This is a genomic window from Bacteroidota bacterium, from assembly GCA_016711505.1.
Lineage (GTDB): Bacteria > Bacteroidota > Bacteroidia > AKYH767-A > 2013-40CM-41-45 > JADKIH01.
Genome location: JADJSV010000003.1, coordinates 115353 through 126856, shown reverse-complemented (window position 1 = coordinate 126856; position 11504 = coordinate 115353). Strand labels below are relative to the sequence as shown.

Sequence of the window (11504 nt, the reverse complement as noted above, 5' to 3'; positions counted from 1 at the left end):
TATTGTTTACAGGATACAACCTGAAACCATCTAACTAAATTTCCATTTCTAAATCCGAATTGTAGTCCTATCTTAGCCGTGTGAAACGACCGGTCATCATCCTTTACCTCTTAGCATTTTACATTCTCTTCCAATTCTGTTGGTGGGCATATTTATTGGTTTCGCTTAACGACGAAGTCTACAAACACAGAATTGAAAACGTCGGTCTACTTGTTCTTACTCCGGAACAAAGAGAAGGTGCAACAGTTGCATTAGAAAAAAAGATCGGAAACAGAAGATGGATGGTGATTGGCGAAGGAATTGTATTTCTTTCACTATTGATCTGGGGAACTTCAGTTATGCTGAAGATCTATAAAAAAGAAATGGCTCTTGCCCGGCAGCAAAAAAACTTTCTGCTTTCGATCACGCATGAATTTAAATCACCTTTAGCATCCATCAAGCTATATCTTCAGACACTTTTACGGCACGATCTCGATAAGAAGAAAGAGATCTCATTTATCAATAGCGCCATTGGAGATACAGACCGGTTGAATAACCTTGTTGAAAATGCATTGATGGCAAATCTGATCGATCACAAGGGTTATTCATTTTCAAAAGAAGATATTAATATTTCAGCTTTGCTACGGCTGATGATCCAGAAGTTTCAGCAAATTCCCGGGCATGAAAAAATCGAATCACATATTGAAGAAGGCTTATATGTACATGCCGATAAAAATGCTTTATCAATTCTTATTTCCAATCTGATAGAAAATGGCTGGAAATATTCACCGAAAGAAAGTCCGCTTGAAATTACGATTACACGTGCTGAAAACAAGATTCATTTATTGATAGCCGATCAGGGTGTTGGCATTCCGGATGCAGAAAAGCAAAATATTTTTACAAAATTTTATCGTATTGGCAATGAAGAAACCCGAAGAACTAAAGGGACCGGACTTGGATTATTTATAGTAAAATATATTGTCGAAGAACACAGTGGAAAGATAAGTGTATTTGATAACAAGCCTGCGGGGTCGATCTTCAGAGTAGAACTGCCGCTATTGGGGTAGATTAACGAATTCTTCAAGTGTGGTAAAGGTCTTAAGCCTGTTGTCGCTTACATCTAAACTTAAACAAGCAAAATAGCATAGGTTTAAGTTTAAGTATAAGAATTAAGTATAAATAACTCATACCTTTGCTCAATGAATCCATCAAAAGTAGTACTAATAATCATGGACGGCTGGGGCCATGGGAGAAAGGATAATACGAACGCTATTTTCAAGGCTGATACTCCATTTGTAGACTCACTATATCCGAAATATCCGAATACAGAGTTGCGAACGAGTGGTGAAGATGTTGGACTTCCCGATGGACAAATGGGAAATTCCGAAGTTGGACATTTGAATATTGGCGCGGGGCGGGTAGTTTATCAGGATCTCGTCAAAGTAAATGTTGCAATTCGCGACAAAAGTCTCCATCAAAATCCGGCTGTTCTGAATGCAATTAATTATTGCAAAGCAAATCATAAGAAGCTTCATTTAATCGGACTGGTTTCTGACGGAGGAGTACATTCTCACATTAATCACCTGGAAGCACTTTGTGATATAGCACAAGAAAATAAACTGACTGATGTCTTTATTCACGCATTTACTGATGGCAGAGATACTGATCCAAAAGGCGGATTGAATTATCTGAATAATTTGAATGAGCATTTAAAACATTCTACAGGAAAGATTGCATCTATAATTGGCAGATATTATGCAATGGACAGAGACAAACGTTGGGAAAGAATAAAGATCGCCTACGACCTTCTTGTAAATGGAATCGGGCACACGACAACTGATTTTGCTGAAGCGATCAAAGCATCATATGCAGATGGCATCACTGATGAGTTTATTAAACCTATTATAATTGCAGGTGCAGATTCAAAACCCATTGCAACAATTCAGGATGGTGATGCAGTGATCTGTTTCAACTTCCGCACAGATCGTTGCAGGGAGATCACTACCGTATTGACTCAATCTGATTTTCATGAGCAAAATATGCACAAGTTAAATCTTAAGTATGTAACGATGTCGAATTATGACGACACATTTAAAAATGTCGACATAATCTTTGACAAAGATAATTTAGTGAATACACTTGGTGAAGTTCTTGCGGATAATAATAAAACTCAGATCAGAGTTGCCGAGACAGAAAAATATCCGCACGTAACTTTCTTTTTTAGTGGCGGCAGAGAACTGCCTTTCATTGGAGAAACAAGAATCATGATCCCTTCGCCTAAAGTAGCAACATATGATCTGCAACCACAAATGAGTGCGCCGGAAATGACAACTGCTATCTGCGAAAAACTTGCTGAAGGTAAAACAGATTTTGTTTGCCTGAATTTTGCGAATACGGATATGGTTGGACATACAGGTGTATTCAGCGCAGTTGTAACTGCTGCTGAAACTGTGGATGGTTGTGTGAAGAAAGTCGTCGAAACCGGATTACGCCAGGGCTATACGTTTTTGATAACTGCTGATCATGGTAATGCAGACTTTATGATCAATGATGACGGAACACCGAATACTGCACATACAACGAATCCTGTTCCGTTATTTCTGGTTGGCTCAGATTTTAAAAATCTGAAATCCGGCCGACTTGCTGACCTCGCTCCTACTATTCTTCACCTGATGCAATTGCCAATTCCAAAGGAGATGACGGGTCAAGTGTTAGTCAGCTAAAAGTGAAAGGTGAAGAATTATAAATGATCATCGGATTCATAAAATAACCATCATTTATGGAGTTACAGTTATCATTTTAAATATAGTCATTTGACTATTTAAAAAAAGCTGTCCGCCGCGGCGGATAGCCATGCAGCAGGGGAAAATTAGGGGTCTCCTGCATGGCGTCAGCTATATTTTTCTACATAACTAATTACTATTTATCGACTATTGTAAGCAGGAACTTGATTAGCATATCCTGATGTCTTTGCAAGGCTTCGATCCTATTTATTTACGATTAATTTTTGTGCTGCTTCTTGCAGGCAGGGGCTTTTTGAAAAATCGCGCCCCCGGGGTAAAATATGTACAGTCGCGAAACCGAATAAAAAACATATCCATTTTCAAAGATTCTTCCCATGAAAATCAGTAATATCACTTATCATATCATTCAAAAAGGCAATCGGACAGTTAATTTTTTTATCTTCATGTCCTATTAAAAAACGCAAACCTATTTATGGAAACGATACAGAATTATATTAAATCAAATGAAAAAAGATTTGTCGATGAATTGATCGACCTTTTGAAAATACCTTCAGTAAGCGCTGACAGTAAATATGCAAAAGATGTTGCCCGTGCAGCAGATTATATTAAATCAGAACTGGTAAAAGCAGGCGCAGATAAAGTTGAAGTCTGTACAACTCCGGGTCACCCTATTGTATATGGAGAAAAGATTATCGATCCGAAATTACCTACGGTTATTGTTTACGGACACTATGATGTTCAACCTCCTGATCCATTGAATCTATGGAACTCCCCACCATTTGAACCGGTGATCAAAGACGGAAAAATTTATGCACGTGGCGCATGTGATGATAAAGGACAAGTGTACATGCACATCAAAGCATTTGAATTGATGATGAAAACAAATACACTTCCATGCAATGTGCGGTTTATGATCGAAGGTGAAGAAGAAGTTGGTTCATCAAATTTAGGTACATGGGTGAAAGAAAATAAATCGCGTCTCAAAGGTGATGTCATTCTCATTTCAGATACATCGATCATTGCAAATGATATTCCCTCCATTGAAAGTGGACTTCGTGGATTGAGTTATATAGAAGTTGAAGTGACAGGACCAAATCGTGACCTGCATTCAGGTGTGTATGGCGGTGCTGTACCAAATCCGATCCAGGTACTTTGTAAAATGATCGACTCATTGAAAGATGAAAACAATCACATTCTCATTCCGGGATTTTATGATGAAGTTGCAGAATTGACAAAGGAACAAAGAGAAGAATTAAACAAAACTCCTTTTGATCTGGAAGAATATAAAAAAGATCTGGGCATCGAAGATGTTATGGGAGAAAAAGGATATACAACTTTAGAAAGAACCGGTATTCGTCCAACTTTAGAATTAAATGGAATTTGGGGTGGATACATAGGCGAAGGCGCCAAAACAGTTTTGCCTTCAAAAGCTTTTGCAAAGATCAGTATGCGACTTGTACCAAATCAGGTAAGTGATAAGATGACTAAATTGTTCGAAGATCATTTTAAAAAGATCGCACCGAAAGGAGTTAAAGTTGCTGTTCATCCGCATCATGGTGGTGAACCAGTTGTTACACCAACTGACAGTGTTGCATTCAAGGCAGCTAGCAAAGCAATGGAAACCACCTTCGGCAAAAAACCAATTCCAACACGTGGTGGTGGAAGTATTCCAATCGTTGCATTGTTTGAAAAAGAGTTAGGACTGAAATCAGTATTGATGGGTTTCGGACTTGACAGCGATCTGATCCATTCTCCGAATGAGAATTATGGATTGTTTAATTTCTTTAAGGGGATTGAAACGATTCCTTTGTTCTTTAAGAACTTCACAGAAATGTCTAAAAGTAATTTATAATTAATGATAAAAAATTCTTTAGAAGCCGGGAGCGAAAGTTGCCGGCTTTTTTATTGTTCAGTTCGTTGTTATTCTAATCAATGAAAAACTTTATTTGTTCAGATAGGTTATCACAATTTGTGATAACCTCATTACATTCTATTTTTGTATGCTTACCTTCTTCGGCCACGAAACAAGATACACTCCACTGATAATAAGTACAAATCCAATATAATGAATCACCGATGGTTTTTCGCCATCGAATAGTCCCCATGCGAGAGCAACTACAGGAATCAGATAAGTAACAGAAGAAGCAGTCAGCGAATCAGTGAGTCTGATCAGACGATTGAAAAGTATTGTTGAGATAGCAGTTCCGAAAAGTCCGAGAACTATTACACAACTAAGACTGAAAATAGCATCAGGCGATGACATTGTTCTTGCGACAAAATCTGTAGAGAAAAGATATATTCCAAGTGGAATTCCTGCGAACAAGAGCGAAAATCCGGTGTTGCGAATTGCGTCAATTCCTAACAAATAGTTTCTGATGGTATTTACGCTAACTGCATAGCAAATACATGCTATTACAATGAAGTAAGCATAATTGGAATTTCCGGTTATCTCTGAACCTCCGCCGCCGACAAAAAGTATTGCACCTATCAATCCAATAAAAATTCCGATGAGTTTAGTTCTGTCACTTTTCATCTGAAAGAAAAGCACTCCAAGTATCAATGTAAAAATTGGCACCGTAGAATTGATCATTCCTGCAAGTGCACTGCTGATCTCTGTTTCTGCCAATGGAAATAATACTGCAGGAATTCCATTACCACATAAACCGGCAAGCATTAAATATTTCCAGCGTGATCGTTCAACTTTTTTAAAGTGCCCGATTAAAAAAGGAAACAGGAAAAGCATAGAGACAAACATTCTGATCGCACCAACCTGGTAAGGTGTGTAAACGATAAGTCCTTTTTTCATGAGGATAAAAGAACTGCCCCACACAATTGCTAACAATAGAATCAAGAAAATGACAAGTCCTCTGTTCTGAGTTTTCACTTACTTTTATCCTTTCTTATTTCTTTTGACCTGGCAATCGCTTTCGCTTTTTTCTTATTCTTTCCTTTTACTTTATTTTTTGGGACATCACCTTTTTTACTGTGCTGAAAACCTTTCTTGTCATGGAATGCTCCCTGAAATTCCGGGTCTTCTCTTTTACGCTGATCATCGATCTGTCTGCGCATGACCTGTTCTTCTTCATAAGGTGTTGGAAGAATTTCAACTTCAACAGGGATCTGTGCAACAGGAATTTTATCGCCGATAAGTTTTTGAATTTTCTTCAGATGATACTCGTCGTTGGGAGCACAGAATGTAATTGAATCACCAATCTTCTGAGCACGACCTGTTCTTCCAATGCGGTGAATATAATCTTCATAAACCAATGGCACTTCAAAATTAAAAACGTGTGACACATCTTCAATATCAATTCCACGTGCAGCGACATCAGTTGCAACAAGGAACCGGATCTTTTCTTCCTTAAATAATTTTATTGCATTGATACGGGTATTCTGGTCTTTATTCCCATGAACAACTCTTACTGATTCCTCGCCATATTTTCTGTCGAGGTATTTATAAATATTAGTTGCAGTGGTTTTCGTTTTACAGAAGATGATCATCTTCCTGTATTTTTCATCTTTTATGAAATGATCTAAGAGATTTATTTTGGTTCTCAGATTAGGTGTAAAATACACCACCTGACTAACTGATTTAACAGTCTTTACTTCAGGATTGATTCTGATCACAGTTGGTGAAAGTAAAAAGTCTTCCGAAACCTGTTGAACTTTTTCATTCCATGTTGCACTGAATAAAAGATTTTGTCTTTTACGGGGCATTACTTCCAGCATTCTCCCTATCTGTAAACGAAAGCCCATATCAAGTAAACGCTCAGCTTCATCCATTATGAAAACCTGAAGTAATTTAAGTTTTAAAAATCCGGGCAGATACATATCCATTAATCTTCCTGGAGTTGCAACTACAATATCCACACCTTCTGCAAGCACATCCTTCTGTGATTTCGTACCTACTCCACCAACTAATGCAACAGAACGGAGGTCCGTGTACTTTGCAAGCATTTTTATCGATTCATGCACCTGAAGTGCCAGTTCACGTGCCGGCACAACGATCAAAGCGCGCGGATCAGTTCCCTTTGCATATTTGATCTTCATAATAAGCGGAATCAGATATGCAGCTGTTTTACCTGTACCTGTTTGAGCAACACCAACAACATCATTACCTGCAAGGATCAAAGGAATTGCTTTGGCCTGAATTTCAGTTGGAGTTTCATATCCTGCATCCGCGATTGCCGACCATAACTGCTTATTTAACTTGAAATCTAAAAAATCGACGCTTTCTTCTGACATGTTGCGAAGATACGTTAACAATTTAACATGGAGAATATAGAGCAAAAAAGGGAGAAAAAAGAGAATGAACTATTCTCCTTTTCTCCCTTTTTTACTGAGTGAACTCCGTGTTTAAAAAAACATCTTTATTATTATGATGATTTTTTATTTACCAGATCTTAGCTCTGATAGAATCAGGACGATACATTTTATCTGCTTCTTTTACTCCGAAAGCTTTATAGAATTCTTCCAGGTTTGAAAGCGGACCATTCACACGATACAATCCCGGTGAATGTGGATCAGTGATGATACGTTGTGCAGCAGCTTCAGGACGCATAGAACCGGCCCAGATGGTTGCAAAACCAAAGAAGAATCTTTGATCAGGCGTCATACCATCAATAAGTTCTTTGCCTTGACCTTGCTTTGTGCGTTTGAATGCATCATATGCAATTGTTACTCCACCAAGATCAGCGATGTTTTCTCCTAATGTAAGATGACCATTTACATGAAGCGTATCAAGTACCGTAAAGCCATCGAACTGATCAATGATCACTTGCGCACGTGTTACAAATTTCGCAGAATCTTCAGACGTCCACCATGCGTTCAAGTTTCCTTTTGCATCGAAGTTACGACCTTCATCATCGAAACCATGAGTTAACTCATGACCGATTACCGCTCCAATTGCACCATAATTAACAGCATCATCAGCTTGCGCGTTGAAGAAAGGAGGCTGAAGAATTCCGGCAGGGAAAACGATCTCATTCAATGACGGATTGTAATATGCATTAACTGTTGGCGGAGTCATTCCCCATTGTGAACGATCTACCGGTTTTCCGATCTGACTGATTGCATATTCATAATTCCATTTAGTTGCATTCATTAAATTCTTGAAGAATGAACCACGATTGATATCCAGTCCTGCATAATCTTTCCACTTATCAGGGTACCCGATCTTACGTGTAATTGCATTCAGTTTTTCTTTTGCTTTAACTTTAGTAGCAGCGCTCATCCAGTCAAGTTTGTCGATACGCTCATTGTAAACTACAATAAGATTCGAAACAAGCTCGTCCATTTTTTTCTTAGATTCAGGTGGGAAGAATTTCGCAACATAAAGTTGTCCTAAAGCATCTCCAACCATTCCGTCAGTGATCTGAACCATCCGTTTCCAACGTGCCTGAATTTCTTTCTGACCATTTAAAACTTTATTGTTGAAATAGAAATCCTGGTTTACAAAATCATTGCTAAGAACATTTCCGGCAAGATTCAACAAATTCCATTTCAAATATATTTTCCAGTCGTCAATGCTGTTTGACTTTAATTGGTTCTCAAGTTCTTTTAAAAATAATGGCTGACCAAGAACTAAGTAATCATACCCACCATTGATGTCAAGATTTTTCATCATTTCATCCCAACGAAGTGATGGTGTCATTGCATTCAAATCGGCAATGGTAACTTTATTATATGTTTTATATGGATCACGTTGTTCTACGCGAGTCATAGATGCTTTTGCAAGATTTGTTTCTATGCGCATAACAACATTTGCATATTTTGTTGCTGTTGCTTCATCCAAACCATAAAGTTTGAACATGCTAATCATATGGCTCAAAAACTCTGTGCGGATCTTTGTTGATCTTTCATCATTGTTAACATAAAAATCACGATCAGGAAGAGAAAGTCCACCCTGATAAATTTGCGGAACAACAACTTCACTGTTCTTTGGATCTTGTCCGGCATACAAACCATACATCGGCGAAGCGCCCCATTTCTGAAGAAGCGCTGTATAGCTAAGAATTGAATTCAGATCAGTTAGCTTGTCGATCTTTTCCATTTCCGGACGGATCGGTTCAGCACCTAATTTTTCAATGGTAACGGTATCCATTGCACTGAAGTACATATCTCCAACAAGTTGTTCCGGTGAACCTTTCTTCGAATCAGTTTTTGCAGATGCTTCATCTACTAATTGGTGCAGATTTTTTCTGTTGTTTTCTATAAGGTTTGGAAATGTTCCTGAACGAACCTGATCAGCAGGAATTGGATTTTTCTTTATCCACCCGCCATTGGCGAAATGGAAAAAATCGTTTGATGCTGCTACTGTCGAATCGAAATTTGCTACGTCAACACCAACACCTTTTTTCGCCTCGCTGCTAGAGCAAGATGTATAGACAGTTGCACATCCAAGTGCAATTGCTACTAGTTTCAAAGAGTTTTTCATTACTTGATTTAACTGGATTAAGTTAGGTCCACAAAAATAGAATTTTGCTGTATGATTTATAATTGATTAACCTTTATTAACCAATTCGGACCGGGATTAATGGATTAATGGATTACCGGGATTAATGGATTAATGGATTATAAGGGCAGATATTATAGTATGATTTAATGGAATATCGAAATCAGTATAATTTCTTAGTTTTGTAATATGAAGAACCTCTTTTGGCCAAAACTGATTTCGCTTTTTGTTCTTATTTCCTTGTATTCCTGTGAAAATGACCTCGATAAAGTTAAATTATACAGCAAAGGCCAGGTAATTCCGACAGAAACAGCAAAGAGTATCAAGATCATTTATAGTGATTCAGCAAAAGTTCAGGTTGAAATAACTGCACCCATATTAGACCATTATTCAACAGAAAATCCGTATATTGAAATGCCCAATGGACTGCATGCCATTTTTTACAATGAAAAAATGGAGGTAAAAAGCAGATTGGTCGCCGATTATGGGATTCGCTATGAAAAAGATCAAAAGATGGAGGCGAAGAAAAATGTGATCGTTACCAATGAGAAAGGTGATAAATTGAATACAGAACATTTGATATGGGACGAAAAGAAACAAAAGCTATTGAGCAATGAAGATGTGAAGATCACTACAAAAGATGAAATAATTTTTGGCAAAGGCTTCGAGGCAAATGAGGATTTCACGAAGTACAAAATATTTAATATCAAAGGCACCATATCTATAAATAACCCGAAAAATGATTAGGACATTAGAAATCGCATGGTTGTGTATCACGATCATAAGTTTTGGACTAACGATCTTTCAGTTTTTTAAAGAAGGCATTCAGTCCGGATTATTTATGCTGGCAATTACAGCAATTGCATCGGCGATGTACACCGTTCGGCGCAAACAAAGGATCAAATTTGAACAGAAGGACGAAAAGGAACTTTATCATTGAAAATAATCCCGATTTTCCCTTCAAATAATTATCTTCGTCGGCTAAAATTTACTTTTGAACTGTGTCTGACTGGACTATAATCATAATAACATTACTTTTTTCTGCATTTTCTTCAGGTAGCGAAATTGCTTTCCTGTCATCTAATAAACTGCGTATTGAATTAGACAGAAGTCAGGGAAGTTTTTCTGCAAAGATCATCTGGAATTTTGTAAAATCTCCTTCACGCTTTATTGCAAGTATGCTCATTGCAAATAATATTTCTTTAGTCATCTACGGTATAGTGATGGAAAAAGAAATTCTTCAGACTGAATTACTGAAATCATATTTACCATTGCAATTGCATGGTCATGGAACATTGTTGATCATACAAACCATTTGCAGTACATTGATCATCCTGATAGCAGCCGAATTTATTCCTAAAGTTTTATTCAGAATAAATCCGAATGCTACACTCGACCTACTGGCTGTACCGATAAGGATTTTATACCTTATCCTCTATCCTATCGTCTGGGTTGTACTGAAATTGTCATCATTTTTCATGCAGACATTATTCCGGATCCAGATCGTTGAAGAGCGGCCTGTATTTGGAAGAGTTGATCTGGATATGTATGTACGTGAACTTACCACAAGAAATAATCAGGCAGAAGAAATGGATACAGAGATCCGTATCTTTCAGAATGCACTTGATTTTAAGGAAGTGAAAGTGCGTGAATGTATGATTCCCCGAAATGAAATTGTTGCAATGAATGTAACAGGAACAATTGAGGAATTGCAAAAATTATTCATAGAAACGAAACTTTCGAAGATCCTGATTTACCGCGACAACATTGATAACATAATCGGCTTTGTACATTCTTCCGAAATGTTTAAACGTCCGCAGAATTTAAATCAGATTCTTTTACCGGTAACGATCGTTCCTGAAGTGATGAATGCGAATGACCTTTTAAAACAGTTTACAAACCAACATAGAAGTGTTGCAATTGTTGTAGACGAATACGGCGGCACTTCAGGCATGGTGACCATTGAAGATATCATTGAAGAGATCTTCGGTGAGATTCAGGATGAACATGATGTTCCTGAAGAAACAGAAAAAAAATTATCTGATACAGAGTATCTTTTTTCAGGGCGATTGGAAATTGACTATCTGAATAAAAAATATGATCTGAATATTCCTGAATCAGAAGAGTATGAAACACTAGGCGGATTTATTTTCCAGCACCATGAAAACATTCCTGAGCAGAATGAAGAGATCATTATCCCTCCTTTTACAATTGTAGCTTTGAAAGTAAAAAATAACCGGATTGAACAGGTTAGATTTAAGGTTAATGATGACTAACTTTTAGATTTTAACTAATAGTGAAAAATGAAAAATGGGGATGGAACTTTG

At 37.5% G+C, this 11504-nt stretch carries 9 protein-coding genes; 6 read left to right on the top strand and 3 right to left on the bottom strand.

The features are described 5' to 3' along the window. The first annotated feature begins 80 nt into the window (after positions 1–80). From IPL24_06455 to IPL24_06445, 3 genes are all read left to right on the top strand, one after another. Complete coding sequence (locus IPL24_06455; GenBank protein MBK8363329.1) at positions 81–1046, top strand: HAMP domain-containing histidine kinase; 966 nt, start codon at positions 81–83, stop codon at positions 1044–1046. A gap of 132 nt (positions 1047–1178) precedes the next feature. After that, complete coding sequence (locus tag IPL24_06450) at positions 1179–2702, top strand: 2,3-bisphosphoglycerate-independent phosphoglycerate mutase (protein ID MBK8363328.1); 1524 nt, start codon at positions 1179–1181, stop codon at positions 2700–2702. A 493-nt stretch (positions 2703–3195) separates the two neighbouring features. Further along, positions 3196–4575 (top strand): dipeptidase, encoded by a 1380-nt coding sequence (locus IPL24_06445; protein ID MBK8363327.1) that lies wholly within the window; start codon positions 3196–3198, stop codon positions 4573–4575. Positions 4576–4713: 138 nt separating this feature from the next. Here the strand turns inward: IPL24_06445 and IPL24_06440 are convergent, their stop codons facing one another. From IPL24_06440 to IPL24_06430, 3 genes are all read right to left on the bottom strand, one after another. Then, positions 4714–5607, bottom strand: coding sequence for an EamA family transporter (locus tag IPL24_06440; GenBank protein MBK8363326.1), 894 nt, complete (start codon positions 5605–5607; stop codon positions 4714–4716). Beyond that, positions 5604–6968 carry a DEAD/DEAH box helicase gene (locus tag IPL24_06435; protein ID MBK8363325.1) on the bottom strand — a complete coding sequence of 455 codons (1365 nt, stop codon included), beginning with the start codon at positions 6966–6968 and terminating at the stop codon, positions 5604–5606. Before IPL24_06435 ends, IPL24_06440 begins: the two co-directional genes overlap by 4 nt. A 148-nt stretch (positions 6969–7116) precedes the next feature. Then, positions 7117–9159 (bottom strand): M13 family metallopeptidase, encoded by a 2043-nt coding sequence (locus IPL24_06430; protein MBK8363324.1) that lies wholly within the window; start codon positions 9157–9159, stop codon positions 7117–7119. A 207-nt stretch (positions 9160–9366) separates the two neighbouring features. Between IPL24_06430 and lptC the strand changes: the two genes are divergently transcribed. The 3 genes from lptC (at position 9367) to IPL24_06415 (ending at position 11453) form a co-directional block, all read left to right on the top strand. Continuing rightward, the gene (gene lptC / locus IPL24_06425) at positions 9367–9924 is read left to right on the top strand and encodes an LPS export ABC transporter periplasmic protein LptC (protein MBK8363323.1); all 558 of its coding nucleotides are present in this window, start codon (positions 9367–9369) and stop codon (positions 9922–9924) included. After that, on the top strand, positions 9917–10117 hold the full coding sequence (locus IPL24_06420; protein ID MBK8363322.1) for a hypothetical protein: 201 nt from the start codon (positions 9917–9919) through the stop codon (positions 10115–10117). The genes lptC and IPL24_06420 overlap by 8 nt, the downstream gene beginning before the upstream one ends. Before the next feature lie 61 nt (positions 10118–10178). Next, positions 10179–11453: an HlyC/CorC family transporter gene (locus tag IPL24_06415; protein ID MBK8363321.1), complete on the top strand. Its 1275-nt coding sequence runs from the start codon at positions 10179–10181 to the stop codon at positions 11451–11453. The last annotated feature ends 51 nt before the right edge of the window (positions 11454–11504 follow it).

Coding starts and splice junctions, on each gene's coding strand:
- IPL24_06450 (MBK8363328.1), top strand. CDS start 1,179: ATGAATCCATCAAAAGTAGTACTAATAATCATGGACGGCTGGGGCCAT.
- IPL24_06445 (MBK8363327.1), top strand. CDS start 3,196: ATGGAAACGATACAGAATTATATTAAATCAAATGAAAAAAGATTTGTC.
- IPL24_06435 (MBK8363325.1), bottom strand. CDS start 6,968: ATGTCAGAAGAAAGCGTCGATTTTTTAGATTTCAAGTTAAATAAGCAG.
- IPL24_06430 (MBK8363324.1), bottom strand. CDS start 9,159: ATGAAAAACTCTTTGAAACTAGTAGCAATTGCACTTGGATGTGCAACT.
- lptC (MBK8363323.1), top strand. CDS start 9,367: ATGAAGAACCTCTTTTGGCCAAAACTGATTTCGCTTTTTGTTCTTATT.
- IPL24_06420 (MBK8363322.1), top strand. CDS start 9,917: ATGATTAGGACATTAGAAATCGCATGGTTGTGTATCACGATCATAAGT.